The following is a 15,591-nucleotide window of genomic DNA, read 5'->3' on the forward strand; positions in this document are numbered from 1 at the left end:
CAATGGAAAAAGGGAAACCTGCCTTTAGCGTCCACCTCTGAGACACTACGTAGCTGCGCGACTTTGGACGCGGGTTTCACTTTTTACATGGAGCTGGGCAGAACCGCCTCACAGCAGGTATCCCAAGAACTTGAGCGTTTTCTTCTTTTTTCTCTCCTCCACCGAAAGCCCGGCAAACGAAAAAAAGAGAGCGCCGTATCAGCTCGGCGCTCTTAAGAAGGGATCTATTTAAAATAGATAGAGGGGGGAACTTAGGATACTGCATATATGCAAACGGGACAAAATGCATCCCGGAATTGCCCGTCAACGTTTGTTTCCTTCACATACCTGCCCACAAAATGGTCAGTGCTTCTTACTGCTGTGGCGGAGCGGTCAGCTTCACTTTGGCAGTCTTTTGGATACCGTCACGATAGTACGTAACGTCCATCGTATCGCCCGGCTTTTTGTTCATCGTCAAATACTTCCGCAGCTGAGCGCTGGTGGAAATGTTCTTGTCATCCAGCTTGACAATGACGTCGAATTGTTTCAAGCCTGCTTGACCCGCAGGAGAGAATTTGCCTACTTCTGTTTGGACGACAACTCCAGTATTCACATTGTCAGGCAGATTCAAGGTTTCTTTCCATTCGTAGCGCGGCACATTGGCCAAGTCGAGTGGCTGCACACCGAGGTAAGAACGTTGCAGCGTGCCTTTTTCCATCAGCTGGTCCACGATTACTTTGACATCATTGATCGGGAGGGCAAAACCTAACCCTTCGACACCTGTTTTGGAAATCTTCAAGGTGTTAATCCCGATGACCTGACCCTCGATGTTTACGAGGGCACCACCGCTGTTACCAGGGTTGATCGCTGCGTCTGTTTGAATAACGTCCAGCTCCCAGTCGTCCTGGCCATCTTCGTTAAAGTCCATGGGCATGGAGCGTTCTTTGGAACTGATGATGCCTTGTGTAACGGTCCGGGAGAACTGCATACCCAATGGGTTCCCGATAGCAATGGCCGGTTCGCCCACCTGTAAGGTAGAGGAATCCCCAAATTCAGCAACATCCGTAACCTTGGAGGCGTCGATTTCCAGTACAGCCAGATCGGCGTAACCATCGGCGCCGACTACTTTCGCCGATACTTTTTCCCCTGTTGGCAGGGCGACTTCTAGCTTTTGCGCCTTATCGATTACGTGGTAGTTGGTAACGATGTAGGCTTTCCCGCCTTTTTTCTGAAAGATGACACCAGAGCCTTGGCCCTGCTCTACATCCGTCGAGCTCTGCATCCAACTGTTTCTGCGCTGACCGATGTTAATCACACCAACAATCGCATTTTCTACTTGTTTCACCGCATCTACTGTACCCGATCCCACACTCACAGATACTGGCTTAGCAAACAGGCTAGAGGCGGAGGAGGAGGCATTGCTGCTTATCGCATTTTCTGTTCCAGGCTTAACCATATTAATATATCCCGCATTGGAGAGAGTCGGCAGCGTGAGCAGGACGACCATCCCCCCAATTACCGCGGACGTTACTGACGTCACGACCAGACGTCCAATGTTTGAACCGCGTTGTTTTTTTCGCTCCACGTGAGTGAAATCATCATAAAAACCCATGATTCATACCTCTCCTTTCTATCTTCTACTTTTACTAGCTTTGCAGGTTTTTCATGCTCGTATACACAATGACATGCGCCGTATTTGGTTTGCATGATTGATTCCGTTGATGTCTGTTCCTTTTGACACCCTTAGTATACGACCCGCTTTCGGCAAAATGGCGTGAGAATTATGGAAAGGTTGTGGAATACAAAAAAGCTCCCGGAATATTTCTCCGAGAGCACGGATATGATAGATTAAAAGCTTTTAGAAAGGATTGATAGACTTGAAAGAAGTCCACCTCATCGCCAAACTGGCTGATCTTCAGGAAGTAGACTACCACAATACGCTTGTCCTGCATGCCTTAATCGAGCTGCTCGTAGCCAAAGGACTGCTGACACATGACGAGCTGACTGCCAAAGTGAATGAGCTCGATACACAATTAACTTTCCATATCGATACGTATGCGGAGCTCACAGAGCGCATCGCCAGTCGTCAAGCAGGGATCAAACCAATCTTATAGCTCTTCCAGCTTGGTAGGTCGATCCGGGTACGTATCGCGCAGATGCACATCGTTACCAACAGACAGCCCCCGCTCCTCCAAGATGTTTTTGACCGTCAGTCGGGCCAGATCAATCATGTTGTTTTCCTTACTCAAGTGAGCGAGGTATACACGCTCTGCTCCACCTGATAGACAATCGAGCAAAGCATCGCCCGCCGCTTCATTGGACAAGTGCCCGACATCACTCAAGATACGTCGCTTGATGCTCCATGGATACTGGGACATGCGCAGCAGCTCAACGTCATGATTGGACTCGAACACATACGCATCTGCTCCACGAATCGTCTCCTTGATCCGATCGCTGACATACCCCAGATCTGTCGCGACACTGAGCTTTTTCTTGCCATCATAAAAACAGAAGCCCATGGGCTCGGCGGCATCATGCGAGATTCCGAATGACTCGATGCCCAAATCCTCCAACTCTTTCTTTTCCCCCACAGAAAAGAAGCGGCGCTGATCTTCCTTGATCGTCCCGATTTGCCCATCCAGCTCCGACCATGTCTTTTCATTGGCGTAAATCGGCAATCCATATCGCCGCGCCATGACGCCGACTCCTTTAATATGGTCGACGTGCTCATGGGTGACGAGAATGGCGCTAAGCTCAGCTGGATTGACACCAATGGTCTCCAGTGCCGCTTCTGCTTGCTTTCCTGTAATCCCTACATCGATCAATACGGAAACACGGTCTGTTGCCACATAAATGGCGTTACCCGTACTCCCGCTTGCTAACACACTAAATCTCACCGAACATCCCTCTTCCCGTATCTATCCCAGGTTGTCTATCTATTCAGCGCTGCGTGACCATCGGACGCTCTAAAGCTCCTGTAATCGCGTTGACAAAATGCCATTTGCCATCGTGAACCACACGCCATACAGGTACCAGCGTCTGAATATCTGCATCGTAAGAACCGTAATAACCCAGGCTCACATTTTCAATCCGTTCTCCTGGTGTAATGATTTGCTTGTCCACCAGAGAGCGTAGGGCCGCATAACCAGAGATCACCTGTCGTTCCCCCTGTTGCTTGCGAAGGTGGAAAAAGGTCTGCCTGTAGCCAAGTACCGCTCCGTTGTCCAAATACATTTCTAACGGTGCAACGAATACTGGCATTTTATCATAGACCTGCCAATACAAAAGCCGCGCTTGATTCGATTGATACGGATCGGCTACGTATTGATCGGAATAAATCAGCCTCGGCCCAATTTGACGCAAGAGCTCCTGAGGATTCAACTGACCACGAATCTGCATCGGTGGGTTCAGCTTGGCAGCCAACGCCATTTTTTCTACCGTTGCCTGAAGCTCTGATATCTCATGCAAGGAAATCGGATTAATCCCGACATACTCCGCATCCAAATTGGACATTGCCGGTGTATCCTGTGGCACTTCTGTATCCAATGTGATATTTTGCTGATTCAAGTACAGCTCTGTATTCCATTTCTCACTTTGTGCGACTTCCTTATCATTCCACAGGCTAATGCGCGTCACATACACCTGATACAGGAGAAACAAATCGAGGAGAAGAAAGGCCCAGATCAGAATCGTCTTGGTTCTACTCCAATCCATGCGCCTTCCCTCCTCCCTGCTTGGTGTGCGCAGAAATATACAGGCTCGCCTGATTCGCCAATTCCACAACCCAGATTGGCATCAAGTCCACGTTTCCCTCGCCTACTTTGGTATGGTAAGCCAAATAAGCGTTCGTGATTTTTTCTGTGTCCGCCAGTTTTTTGTCACGAATATATTGATACAGCTCCGGACCGGACATGATCGTCCACTCTTTATTGTCGATATACTTGTCCAAATCCAGCAGCGATCGGCTCATCGTCACAACCTGGCCTGCCTCTGAGGTCATTTGGATCGTATCGATTTGCTTGGCCTCGCCCTCACTAATCAAGGGATACGCCCCCACATACTGGCGGAATGTGATCAAGTCTTTTTCATTGTAGCTCTTCTTGATTCGTTCAAAATGATACTCATCAAGCCAGCCCAGGTGTTTATTCATAAAGGTAACGGCACTCTGCACTTTTTCTTCATCAGACAGCTGCTGATCACGCTGTTGATACGCCGGATCAGTAAACGTGAACGCCTGCTGTTCCGATCTCAATTGAATCGATCTGCTGCCATCTGTAAAAATAACCGTTTTGTCCCGCTCCATGATCTGTCTGACGAGCGATTGATCGATAAAATAAGACTCGATTAGTCTATCATTCGTAACAGGTACGTAGCTGTAGCGGAATTGCTGCATGCGCATCTGATTCTTGGGCAAATAGTAAGTGCTCCACATCAGCGCCGATCCTTCCAAATCTACGAAGCTTCGCTCTGGTTTGACGATTTTCATGATTTGCTCAGGCATTAAATCACCAGAAGCCAAATACGATTCTCTCAAATCCTTAGGGCTGATCGATGTTCGAGAACGCATCATGCGACCTTCCTCAGTCGACAAAAACAACGCGTAGACGACATCCTCGTCCTTCTCGTAATACAGCCACAATCGGTCAATCCCTTTCATTCGGTTGTCAAACTCATCCCGAAAGGTTACCAGCCGACCTACAATTGACAAGGGAACCGTGCTCCGAAAGCGCACTTCCAACCCCATCTTTTCCCGGGCAATATCTTCCCATTTCTCATTGGAGATGGTGAGCGGAGAAAAATCGAGGAAGATCCATTTCGACATTTCTCGCACGATCAAACTGTAAGGAGCATCGGTTGCGGATGCTTTCGTATGGCGATCTTCCCCATAGTGAAAAACAACGGATTCCGGCGTAACGAGCTGTTCCAGTTGTTTTTCCTGAACGGGCTTAGACTGCGTGTACTCTGCCGGTTCAATAAATTGAAGGTTAGGTTGATTCGACCACAACATCGCTGTCAAAACAAAGCTGGCTAGCACTAGCAGATTGAGTAAGACGGTCTTGGCAGGCTCTAGCATCCGCTTCATCCCGTTTTTCCTCCTTGGGCAAATGGCACCCAGAACGTGACTGTCGTTCCCACGTTCCATTCACTCGTAATCTCGATATCTGCACCGTGTGCCTGTACTAATTCGCGGGCAATCGCCAATCCCAGACCAGTTCCACCCTGGCCGCGCGAACGCGCCTTGTCTACGCGGTAGAAGCGCTCAAAGATTCGCTTCAGATCGCGGCTCGGAATGCCAATTCCTGTGTCGGTGATAGAGATTTGAACCCGCCTTTGCTTGTGGTTCTCTTTTGCCATGAGAACCACAGTGCCTCCTTGAGGCGTATACTTGATCGCATTGGACAAAAGATTATCCAATACTTGATTGATCGCATCCGGATCAATGTAAACCAGCGGAAGCTTGCTCGGCATATCCAGACTGAGCTGAACCTCCTGTTGCTCACTGAACATGGAAAAACGATCAGCAGCATAGTGAAGCAATCGATTGAGGTCCGCTTCCTTGCAATGCAGACGGACCCCTTGCGAATCAAAACGCGATAGCTGCAACAAATCGTTTACCAAGCGAATCATGCGCTCTGTCTCCGACGACGTAACCTTCAAGAACCGTTGGGACAGCTCCGGCTCTTCTACTGCACCATCCAGGAGCGCTTCCACGTAGCTTTTAATGGTCGTCAGTGGTGTCCGTAGCTCATGCGATACATTCGCCACGAATTCACGGCGCTGCTGCTCCAGTCGCTGCTGCTCCGTCACATCGGCTACAACAGCAATGATCCCACCCATTTTTTTGCTATCGTGCTGCAAGGGCGTAAACGTCACACGCAGGATGACTTCTTCCTTATTCGGCAGCGTCATCTCAATGATAAGCGGTTCTTCCTGCGCGTAGAGCGACATCTCATCTTCTGGCGGCAGACCCAACAGATCGTACAAGGTGCGTCTCTTGAGAAGGACGTCAGCCATTGTCACCTGCAACATATCTTCTGCGGCCCGATTAAACAGGATGATCTGTCCATTTCGGTTAGCGGCAATAACACCGTCCGTCATGTTGCTCAAAATTCCTGCGAGCTTCTCACGCTCTTCCTCTTGCTGCAAGATGGCTTCCTGCAAACGCAAGGTCATATGATTAAAGGCCATACCGAGTTGGCCAATTTCATCATCGCTATAGATACGTACACTACTGTTAAAATCCCCGTCTGCCACCAATCGTGCCTGACGGGTCATCTCCTTCACAGGCTTGGTGATGGTGCGGGCCAATACGACCCCGAGCACCGCCGTAATGACCATCGCGATCATCGTACCTGTCCCCAAGATGCCGTTCATTTTACCAATCGTCGAATAAGTGCCTTCCATCGAAGCGACCATGTAGACCGCACCGTATACAATCTGATCGCCCTTAACAGGTAATGCCAATACTTTCACCCGCGCCCCCGTCTTCGGGTCGATCCGCATCGATTCACTGCGCGTCCCGAGCAAGGCAACCGTCACCTCAGGCTGCGAGGTTCGCTGTCCAATTGTACTTTTGTCCTCTGTTGTCGCAACCACCGTTCTTGTCTGATCGATGACCTGCACATTGGCTCCATTGATTTTTACTAGGTTGTTGATCAGGTTGTCGATGTACTGACGATTTTGTTCGGTGTTGGATTCCTTCCCATCATGCGGGCGCAAATCGCTTTCCAGCAAACTCGCTAACAAACTGGCTTGTCCATTCAAGGCCTCGGAAAAGTTGTTGATGTAGTAGCTCTCGACTTCCCGGGCAAAATACGCGCTAATAAATTGCATCGCAAGCAAAATCAACAGCATGTAAATGATGACCATTTTCCACTGAACAGTTTTGAACAGCCGCCTCATCCAGGCTGGCCTCCCATGCCGGGATTACGTAATGTATAGCCCAAACCACGCCGTGTGATAATGTACTTCGGCTGGCTTGGATCATCCTCGATTTTTTCACGCAAACGACGGATGGTCACATCTACCGTCCGCACATCGCCAAAATAGTCAAATCCCCAGACCGACTGCAGGAGATGCTCTCGCGTCAAAACTTGTCCTTGATGGCGAGCGAGGTACACCAGCAGCTCAAACTCACGGTGCGTCAGTTCTAATGCTTCTCCCACCTTTTCGACGGTATACGAGTTCAAATCGATTTCCAGCTCATGCACGCGCAGTACATGCTGGCTATCCTTCTCTTCCACTTTCGAGCGGTTACGGCGTAAATGGGCCTTTACACGGGCTACCAGCTCACGCGTACTAAATGGCTTCGTCACATAATCGTCCGCGCCCAATTCCAGCCCGAGTACTTTATCCAATTCAGAGTCTTTAGCAGTCAGCATGATGATCGGAACATCATACGTTTGGCGAACGGTTCGGCATACGTCCATTCCGTCTCTGCCCGGAAGCATAACATCTAATAAAATCAGATCCGGTCGCTCATCCTTGACCACGACAAGTGCCTCATCACCATCGTAGGCACATACGACCTGATATCCTTCTTTTTCAAACGTGAATTTCAAAATATCTGCAATCGGTTTTTCATCGTCAACTACGAGGAGTTTAGCCATCCTGCGCCCTCCTTTTTCTGTAAGTACGTGTTCAACAGTCTTTTTGTTTCCTCTCAAACTGCCTCTTCAAGGATTCCACTTCGACCGTCACTATTCCTCTACAATACACCATGTATGCCACCTAAAGAAGAGCTTGGCATTCAATCCCTGCCAGCAAAAAAAGGGCCCCTCCTAAGAGTTGCCCTTTCCTATCCATAAATTACTAGTCTATTTTAAGTAACGAATCGGGTTTTGATTTCGTCCATTCTGTAGAACCTCAAAATGCAGGTGGACGCCGGTCGATTGCCCAGTAGAACCCTTTACGCCGATTTTCTTTCCTTGGCTAACAACATCGCCGGCCTTCACATTAATAACACTCATGTGACCGTACAATGTCTTCATTCCATTGCCGTGGTCGATGATAACCGATTTTCCATAGTCACCATTCCAACCAGCGAATGTGACACGTCCATTGTCTGCCGCCATGACAGAACCAGCACCGGCAATATCAATCCCTTTATGCATGCTTCCCCAGCGTTGTCCGAAGCCGCTGCTGATATAACCGCTAGCAGGCCAGCTCAAACGACCTGTACCGCGCGATGGGATAACTTTTGTACCGCGCTCCATAATTTGGGTTACAGGCTGCACAGTTACATCTTGTTTGATGACTTTGCGATTAACGACTTGTCCATTTTCTTTCACAACTTCGTACTTAACTGTTTTACTGCCGTTTTTACCTTCTTGTACGACCTTCGTTTCGCCTTTAGGAACCTTGTCATTGTTTTTAATTTGGGTATTAAAAGCAATAACCTCTTGCTGATCTACTTCTTCTTTGACTTGTACAGTAACCAGTGGACGCACTGCGGTTACATTGATTTCTTGTCCTAATTTAAGGACGGTATTTTCCGTAACACCTGGGTTGTTCGCGTAAATATCTTTTGATGTAATGCCGTATTTCTTCGCGATGCAACCGATACAATCGCCTTCTACGACCGTGTGCTTCATGTCCTTGAAGGTGCCCTTTACCAGCAATTCCTCAAGTTTTTCGGCAGACAAAATTTGAGATGCATCAACTGTTTCGGTTTGCATCTCTACGTTTTCTTTAAATGCGACTTCTTTTACCGGATTTGGTTTGACTGGGACTGTGGATGCTGCTGCTACAACAGCCTTATTCCCTGTCGTTGCAGGAACTCCGGAGTATTTTTGCTTCACTTCAGCCAGTACTTGATCTGCCGATTGCTGATCGGGCATGTAACCTACCACTTTACCGTCAATCGTCAGCTTAACGCCCTGAACCTTGATATCCGCTACGGATGCCAGAGCTTGTACAGCAGCATCGTTATTGAACGGTGCCTTGAACTCACGCTCTTCTTCGAATGTGATATAGTCAGCCAATTGCAAGTTGAGACCTGTTTTTGCCTTTTCCTCTTCCAGCTTTGCTACTGTCCAGTTATGTATCACATTTGGATCATTTACCACGCCAATCTCTTTGCCGTTTACACTGACATGGTAGACAGAATTGACATTGCTTGTGTAATAGTATTGTGCAGATGCTCCAGCAGCAATCGTCAAAACTAGACCTGCCGCAATTGAAAGCGACTGTTTTTTATGTGACTGGATGTAAGAGCTTGTACGTTTCATTGTACGTTTCGCCAGATCACTGCAATCCCGAACGATTCGTGATGACCGTTCCTGCAGCTTGGCCTTCCATTCCGACCAATGCATAACTTGTCCCTCCTGAAAACAGATACAACTTGCTCGTTCCATTTCCTGAAAATTTTTAATTTATCGACTAGGTCGTAAATCCCAAAATTTAGTTTCCATTTATCTGCCAAATTGCCTAAAGAAACCAACTATGTCGACTTTACCATAAGATTAACGACAACATCAAGTGTAAATTGCTGTCGAATAAAAAAATAGACATAGAGTCACTATATGTACAAACAATTGGTAGTATTTATTATATCTGGAGGCTGATATACGTGAAGGAACGTAACATTCTTGCAGGATTTCACACCGAAGATGATGCCCAAAAGGCAGAAAAAGCACTTCGACAAGCTGGTTTTTCCACCATTCAGATCGACAGAATCGGACAATTCCCTGGTGACGGAAATGAACAGATCCTGAATCCCATATCCGGAGATTTTCCCAGCTTGGGCAACCTTACACTGGCAGCTGACTTCCCAAGCGGCAGGGATGCAAGTGTCATGGCCGCAGTAGATCCAGACGCCAGCGGCATGGCTGATCGAGGCGATGACAATTTGAATCGCAATGTCTTGTTAACGGCAGTCGTACCAGAGGAACAAGGTGATCTTGCGACGGAGATCATCCGATCATATGGAGGCATGATCTAAAATAAATATAGCCATCTTCCCTTAACTGACTAGGAAAGATGGCTTATTTCGTTATGAACATCTGTGACTCACACCTCTTGCATCGAGGTAACGTCTTTTAACGCAAGTCTGCGTATTTTCGTTTTCTCGGCGTCATTTGGTTGTTTGTAAGTGGTGATAAAGCAAAGATAGCCATTATTGAAATGAGTCATGGTTCCCTTGATGACGACGCCATTGATCATCTTTACCTGTACATTTTTGCCCAGCAGCTTCATGGCCTTTTGGTCAAATCCAAAACCCATCATCATGATCACCTCTCCATTTCTCCCTATGTCTAACCATATGCCCAGAGGGTGCCGTTTCGTGTCTGTCCCTTGTAAAAAAAGAAAGCTGCCGAATACTCGACAGCTTTCTCTTCTATTATATAGCCGATAGCTTATCCGTAAATGCCACGAACAACGACTGTTTGTTCACGATCTGGTCCTACGGAGAAGATCGACATTGGAATACCAGTCAGTTGCGTAATGCGCTCGATGTAGTGACGAGCGTTTTCTGGCAAGTCGTTCAGATTGCGAATGCCTGTGATATCCTCTGTCCAACCTGGCAGTTCCTCATAAACTGGCTCGCATTTCGCCAGCAGGTTGAGGTTCGCCGGGAACGACTCGATGATTTCTCCATTGTATTTGTACGCAGTGCAAATACGCAATGTCTCAATGCCAGACAATGTATCCAGCTTGGTAATCGCCAAACCGGTGATACCGCTGACACGACGAGCATGACGAACGACAACACTGTCAAACCAGCCTACGCGGCGTGGACGACCTGTTGTTGTACCATATTCGAAACCAACCTCACGAATATGATCGCCGGTTGCATCATTCAACTCAGTCAGGAACGGACCATCACCTACACGTGTTGTGTAAGCTTTTGCCACCCCGATTACTTGGTGAATCTTGGTTGGTCCTACACCAGAACCAATAGTCACGCCACCCGCAATTGGGTTGGAGGACGTTACGTAAGGATACGTACCTTGGTCAATATCGAGCAATACGCCTTGTGCACCTTCAAACAATACGCGGTTGCCGCTATCAATGGAATCATTGAGGACAACAGATGTATCGGTTACGTAAGGACGAATGATTTCTGCCAGAGCCAAGTATTCATCCAAAATTTCTTTAAGCTCAAAGCCAGTTGTGTTGTACAGCTTCTCCAGCAGCATGTTTTTCTCTGCCAGGTTGCGCTCGAGCTTACGAGCAAACTCATCGCGATCCAACAAATCAGCGATACGAATACCGATACGCGCAGCTTTATCCATGTAAGCAGGTCCGATACCTTTACGGGTCGTACCAATTTTGTTAGCACCGCGGCTATCTTCCTCTACGCCATCCAGCTTGATGTGGTATGGCAGGATCACATGCGCGCGATCACTGATTTTCAAATTGCTTGTAGAAAAACCGAAGCTGTGAATGTACTCCAGCTCTTTTACCAATGCCTTCGGATCGATTACCATACCGTTTCCGATTACGCAGGTCTTGTCACTATAAAAAATTCCGGATGGAATCAAATGCAGCTTATACTTGTTACCATCAAAAATAATGGTATGGCCTGCGTTGTTACCGCCTTGATAACGAGCCACTACCTCTGCACTTTCAGCTAGATAGTCTGTAATTTTACCTTTACCTTCATCGCCCCACTGGGTTCCGACGACAACGACTGTTGACATCGAAAAACACCTCCTGATATTATCATGTCTTTTCGGGCCTGAAACAATCTAAGTTTACTAAACGAGACTTCCTATGTCAACGCTAAATACGAACATTCATATAGTTAATTCTTAATATGTTCGGCAATTCAATATAGAAAAAAAAGCCGGAATTTCTCCGGCTTTTCTTCCATTCCAACTATTAACCCGCTTGATTTCGAAAGCGATGATCCAAGTTAACGAATTTGTTGAATTCCTTCAAAAACGCCAACTCTACCGTTCCGGTCGGGCCGTTACGCTGTTTGGCGATAATGACTTCGATGACATTCTTGTTTTCTGATTCCTTGTCATAGTAGTCATCCCGGTACAAGAAGGCAACGATATCGGCGTCCTGCTCAATCGACCCCGACTCACGGATATCGGACATCATCGGTCGCTTGTCCTGCCGTTGCTCTACACCACGGCTCAACTGCGACAGGGCGATAACCGGCACGTTCAGTTCACGCGCGATCCCTTTAAGCGTACGAGAGATCTCAGATACTTCCTGCTGACGGTTATCTCCTTTGCCTCGTCCATGAATCAGCTGAAGGTAATCAATCAGGATCAGGCCCAAGCCTCTCTCTGTCTGAAGGCGACGGCATTTTGCCCGGATGTCCTGTACAGTAACCCCTGGTGAATCATCGATGTAAATCGGCGCTTTCGCCAGCGTACCGATTGCCATCGTCAGCTTTTGCCAATCGTCTTCCTCCAGTGTACCGGAACGCATCCGGGACGCATCCAGATTGCCCTCCGCACAAATCATACGCTGAACCAGCTGAGAAGCACCCATCTCCAAGGAGAAGATGGCTACGGTCTCACCTGCACGGGCTGCTACGTTTTGCGCGAGATTCAAGGCAAAAGCCGTCTTCCCTACGGAAGGACGGGCCGCCAAGATAATCAGGTCACTTCGTTGCAATCCTGCTGTCATCTTGTCCAAATCAGTATATCCCGTAGAAATCCCGGTAATATCACCGCGTCGCTGACTCAAAAACTCAATCCGCTCATACGTTTCCAGAAGGGCATCCCGAATCGGTGTAAAACCGCCACTGTTGCGATTTTGGCCGATCTCCATGATGTACTTCTCCGCATCCGCGATGATCTGCGTGACATCATCCTCACGGGAGTAGCCATCATTGGCGATCTTGGTAGCTGTATGAATCAATCGACGAAGCAGTGATTTTTCTTCTACAATTTTTGCGTAGTATTCGATGTTGGCAGCCGTTGGAACTGAACTGGCGATTTCCGTGAGATACGTAACCCCGCCGACTTCATCCAGCAGCTTGTGATCCTGTAGATCAGCTGTAACCGTAACCAGATCGACAGGTTCGCCTTTTTCATACAGGTCCACCATCGTTTGAAAGATGCGCTGATGCGCTGTCTTGTAAAAATCCTCCGGACGGAGAATCTCAATGGCCGTGATTAAAGCTTCCTTAGACAAGAACACGGCACCCAGTACCGATTGTTCCGCTTCCTTGTTCTGTGGCGGCACACGATCCAAAAACAGGTCGCTCACGTCACACCCCCCACAATTGAGACATTATTCTTCCACAACGTGTACTTTCAGAGTCACCGTTACTTCGTTGTGCAGTTTTACTTTGATTTGCGTCACGCCCAAAGCACGGATTGCATCCATTTCGAGCTTACGCTTGTCTACTTTGATTTTATACTGATCTTCCAGCGCTTGTGCTACTTGTTTGCTGGAAATTGCACCGAACAAGCGACCACCTTCGCCTGCTTTTCCAGTTACTTTCACTGTCAGCTCTTCCAGCTTTTTGCCCAACTCCTGAGCATCCAGCTTTTCTTGCTCCTTGCGCTTATCTTCGCTGCGCTTTTGAGCGTCGAGCGTTTTCACGTTGCTATCTGTCGCTTCTTTTACCAGCTTCTTTGGCAACAAGAAGTTGCGTACATAGCCCTCTGACAAATCCTTAACTTCGCCTTTTTTCCCTTGGCCTTTTACATCTTGAAGAAAAATGACTTTCATCATCGTTTCCCCCTTTATATTTTGGCCTATACGACCGAGTCAATCGCTTCTTTCAAACGACGTGTTGCTTCTTTAATTGATATGCCTTGAATTTGTGTCGCAGCACCAGTGAGGTGACCGCCTCCACCCAGCAGTTCCATGATGGACTGAACATTGATGTCGCCTAGAGAACGTCCACTGATCAAGATCGTATCGTCGGATCGCTCTGCAACAACAAACGACGCCTGGATACCTGACAAGGTGAGTAGCTGCTCAGCAGCTTGCGCCACCTGTACCTGCGTGTAATCCTCAGACGGATCGCCTATGGCAATCGCCATGTTGTCACGGTACGTTTCCGTATTCATGATGATTTTTGCCCGCTTCACATACTGCCCCAGATCTTCCTTCAACAGACGCTGGACAGCCGCGGTATCAGCCCCGTTACGGCGAAGGAAAGACGCCGCTTCGAAGGTCCGCGAACCTGTGCGGAAGGCAAAGCTTTTGGTATCCACCACAATCCCTGCTAACAGTGCCGTTGCAATCAGATTGTCGATATTCAATCGCTCGCTCTGATATTGCAAGAGCTCCGTAACAAGCTCGGCCGTCGAAGAAGCATACGGTTCCAGATACAAGAGTACTGGCTCAATGAACTCCTCCGAACGTCGATGGTGGTCGATCACCACAATTCGGCTCGTTTCCGTCAACAGCTTCGGCTCAATCACCAGCGATGGTCGATGTGTATCGACGACTACTAGCAATGTGCGACCGGAGATGAGTCGGATTGCCTGTTCTGGCGTAATAAAGGTCTCAGCCAACTCTTCATTGGCATAAATCTCTTTCATCAGACGCTCGACAGAATGATTGCCTTCATCCATGACAATATAAGCCGTTTTGTTGTGCAACTGCACAGCTTTTAATACACCAAGTGATGCCCCGATGGAATCCATGTCAGGCTGTTTATGCCCCATGACAATGACGTGCTCGGCCTCATGAATGAGATCACGCAAAGCATGTGCAATAACACGAGCCCGGACACGTGTCCGCTTTTCCACCGCATTCGATTTCCCACCGTAGAAAGTGAGCTTGTTGCCAATCTTGACAGCGCACTGGTCGCCACCGCGCCCTAATGCGATATCCAAGCTTGATTGCGCCATTTGTCCCAGCTCAATGTAAGTGGTAGCCGCCGCTCCAACCCCGATACTGAGCGTAATCGGAATCTTGTTGTCAGCCGTCATCTCCCGTACTACATCGAGAATGTCAAATCGCGATTCTTCCAATTTATCAAGTGCTTCCCGTTCCATCAGAGCCAAAAACTTGTCGGCTGTGATTCGGCGAAGATATATGCCATGTTTGTTGGCCCACTCTGTAATCACACCAGCCACGCTTGTAGAGAGCAGCGTACGGCTCTGATCATCCATGACTTGTCCAACCTCGTCCAAATTGTCGAGGTGAATGATGGCAAGTGCAGCCTTTTCTCGATGGTAACGAGTCGTCAATTCTTTGAAATCCGTAATGTCCTTGAAATACAAAAGGCGCTCATCGGACCGAACAATGACTTCGTATACCCGCTCGTTATAAGTAAACTCCAGCCGTTTTTGCTCCGGCTTCCAAACCAGTTGGGGGAATACCTCTTGAAGGCTTTTCCCGATCATGGTTTCATCCCCGGACATATGCGTCATATACGGGTTTACCCACTCAATTGCCTTTTCCTCGTTGTATAAAAGAATTCCGATCGGCAGTTCCTGGATAACGCCTTCTCCCGCCTTCTTCACGCGATGGGTGACCGTCGCCAAGTAAAGGCGCAAGTCTCGTTGGAACCCCTTTTCTGCTTGAAGAGCGTAAAGAACCAAGCCAATCAAGCAAACCATGCCGATTGCCCCGTACATCCAATGGAACAAGGTCAAAATCCCCAACAACAGCAAGCTAAAGCTGAGTGCCAGGACCATGTGCATCCCGTACCAACGCTTTAACAGGAACTTGGGCATTTCC

At 48.2% G+C, this 15,591-nt stretch carries 14 protein-coding genes; 2 read left to right on the top strand and 12 right to left on the bottom strand.

Translation table 11 applies throughout. The features are described 5' to 3' along the window. Window positions 1-352 precede the first annotated feature (352 nt). Window positions 353-1,591: a S1C family serine protease gene (locus ODZ53_RS09610; RefSeq protein ID WP_372676801.1), complete on the bottom strand. Its 1,239-nt coding sequence runs from the start codon at window positions 1,589-1,591 to the stop codon at window positions 353-355. Window positions 1,592-1,856: 265 nt separating this feature from the next. On the opposite strand from ODZ53_RS09610, the gene ODZ53_RS09615 reads away from it, so the two are divergent. Next, entirely contained in the window at window positions 1,857-2,093 is a 237-nt protein-coding gene (locus tag ODZ53_RS09615; RefSeq protein ID WP_015894069.1) for a hypothetical protein, read from the top strand. Here ODZ53_RS09615 and ODZ53_RS09620 read toward each other — a convergent pair. The 6 genes from ODZ53_RS09620 to ODZ53_RS09645 all read right to left on the bottom strand — a co-directional run bounded on the left by ODZ53_RS09620 (window position 2,088) and on the right by ODZ53_RS09645 (window position 9,293). After that, a complete protein-coding gene (locus ODZ53_RS09620; RefSeq protein ID WP_087350570.1) occupies window positions 2,088-2,876 on the bottom strand; it encodes an MBL fold metallo-hydrolase in 789 nt (262 codons plus the stop codon). The genes ODZ53_RS09615 and ODZ53_RS09620 overlap by 6 nt on opposite strands. A 43-nt stretch (window positions 2,877-2,919) precedes the next feature. Then, the gene (locus ODZ53_RS09625) at window positions 2,920-3,693 is read right to left on the bottom strand and encodes a two-component system regulatory protein YycI (protein WP_015894071.1); all 774 of its coding nucleotides are present in this window, start codon (window positions 3,691-3,693) and stop codon (window positions 2,920-2,922) included. Further along, window positions 3,680-5,062 carry a YycH family regulatory protein gene (locus ODZ53_RS09630; protein WP_064202766.1) on the bottom strand — a complete coding sequence of 461 codons (1,383 nt, stop codon included), beginning with the start codon at window positions 5,060-5,062 and terminating at the stop codon, window positions 3,680-3,682. The genes ODZ53_RS09625 and ODZ53_RS09630 overlap by 14 nt, the downstream gene beginning before the upstream one ends. After that, complete coding sequence (gene walK / locus ODZ53_RS09635) at window positions 5,059-6,882, bottom strand: cell wall metabolism sensor histidine kinase WalK (RefSeq protein ID WP_372676802.1); 1,824 nt, start codon at window positions 6,880-6,882, stop codon at window positions 5,059-5,061. The genes ODZ53_RS09630 and walK overlap by 4 nt, the downstream gene beginning before the upstream one ends. Next, a complete protein-coding gene (gene yycF / locus ODZ53_RS09640; protein WP_007720203.1) occupies window positions 6,879-7,589 on the bottom strand; it encodes a response regulator YycF in 711 nt (236 codons plus the stop codon). The genes walK and yycF overlap by 4 nt, the downstream gene beginning before the upstream one ends. Before the next feature lie 207 nt (window positions 7,590-7,796). Further along, window positions 7,797-9,293 (bottom strand): LysM peptidoglycan-binding domain-containing M23 family metallopeptidase, encoded by a 1,497-nt coding sequence (locus ODZ53_RS09645; RefSeq protein WP_015894074.1) that lies wholly within the window; start codon window positions 9,291-9,293, stop codon window positions 7,797-7,799. A gap of 173 nt (window positions 9,294-9,466) precedes the next feature. Here ODZ53_RS09645 and ODZ53_RS09650 point away from each other — a divergent pair, with 173 nt between their 5' ends. Continuing rightward, window positions 9,467-9,922, top strand: coding sequence for a hypothetical protein (locus ODZ53_RS09650; protein ID WP_372676803.1), 456 nt, complete (start codon window positions 9,467-9,469; stop codon window positions 9,920-9,922). A gap of 68 nt (window positions 9,923-9,990) precedes the next feature. Here ODZ53_RS09650 and ODZ53_RS09655 read toward each other — a convergent pair whose 3' ends face one another. From ODZ53_RS09655 to ODZ53_RS09675, 5 genes are all read right to left on the bottom strand, one after another. Beyond that, window positions 9,991-10,206, bottom strand: a complete 216-nt coding sequence (locus ODZ53_RS09655) for a hypothetical protein (RefSeq protein ID WP_007720197.1) — start codon at window positions 10,204-10,206, stop codon at window positions 9,991-9,993. A 131-nt stretch (window positions 10,207-10,337) separates the two neighbouring features. Next, window positions 10,338-11,624, bottom strand: coding sequence for an adenylosuccinate synthase (locus ODZ53_RS09660; protein ID WP_015894077.1), 1,287 nt, complete (start codon window positions 11,622-11,624; stop codon window positions 10,338-10,340). A 181-nt stretch (window positions 11,625-11,805) separates the two neighbouring features. Continuing rightward, window positions 11,806-13,155 carry a replicative DNA helicase gene (gene dnaB / locus ODZ53_RS09665; RefSeq protein WP_015894078.1) on the bottom strand — a complete coding sequence of 450 codons (1,350 nt, stop codon included), beginning with the start codon at window positions 13,153-13,155 and terminating at the stop codon, window positions 11,806-11,808. 24 nt (window positions 13,156-13,179) lie between these two features. Then, entirely contained in the window at window positions 13,180-13,623 is a 444-nt protein-coding gene (rplI, locus tag ODZ53_RS09670; protein WP_015894079.1) for a 50S ribosomal protein L9, read from the bottom strand. Between the two features lie 26 nt (window positions 13,624-13,649). Then, complete coding sequence (locus ODZ53_RS09675; RefSeq protein ID WP_015894080.1) at window positions 13,650-15,587, bottom strand: DHH family phosphoesterase; 1,938 nt, start codon at window positions 15,585-15,587, stop codon at window positions 13,650-13,652. Between the last annotated feature and the right edge of the window lie 4 nt (window positions 15,588-15,591).

Origin of the sequence: Brevibacillus sp. BD137, assembly GCF_041644655.1 — a bacterium.
GTDB lineage: Bacteria > Bacillota > Bacilli > Brevibacillales > Brevibacillaceae > Brevibacillus > Brevibacillus brevis_D.

Coding starts and splice junctions, on each gene's coding strand:
- ODZ53_RS09655 (WP_007720197.1), bottom strand. CDS start 10,206: ATGATGGGTTTTGGATTTGACCAAAAGGCCATGAAGCTGCTGGGCAAA.
- ODZ53_RS09675 (WP_015894080.1), bottom strand. CDS start 15,587: ATGCCCAAGTTCCTGTTAAAGCGTTGGTACGGGATGCACATGGTCCTG.
- ODZ53_RS09660 (WP_015894077.1), bottom strand. CDS start 11,624: ATGTCAACAGTCGTTGTCGTCGGAACCCAGTGGGGCGATGAAGGTAAA.
- ODZ53_RS09625 (WP_015894071.1), bottom strand. CDS start 3,693: ATGGATTGGAGTAGAACCAAGACGATTCTGATCTGGGCCTTTCTTCTC.
- rplI (WP_015894079.1), bottom strand. CDS start 13,623: ATGAAAGTCATTTTTCTTCAAGATGTAAAAGGCCAAGGGAAAAAAGGC.
- yycF (WP_007720203.1), bottom strand. CDS start 7,589: ATGGCTAAACTCCTCGTAGTTGACGATGAAAAACCGATTGCAGATATT.
- ODZ53_RS09645 (WP_015894074.1), bottom strand. CDS start 9,293: ATGCATTGGTCGGAATGGAAGGCCAAGCTGCAGGAACGGTCATCACGA.
- walK (WP_372676802.1), bottom strand. CDS start 6,882: ATGAGGCGGCTGTTCAAAACTGTTCAGTGGAAAATGGTCATCATTTAC.
- ODZ53_RS09610 (WP_372676801.1), bottom strand. CDS start 1,591: ATGGGTTTTTATGATGATTTCACTCACGTGGAGCGAAAAAAACAACGC.
- ODZ53_RS09630 (WP_064202766.1), bottom strand. CDS start 5,062: ATGAAGCGGATGCTAGAGCCTGCCAAGACCGTCTTACTCAATCTGCTA.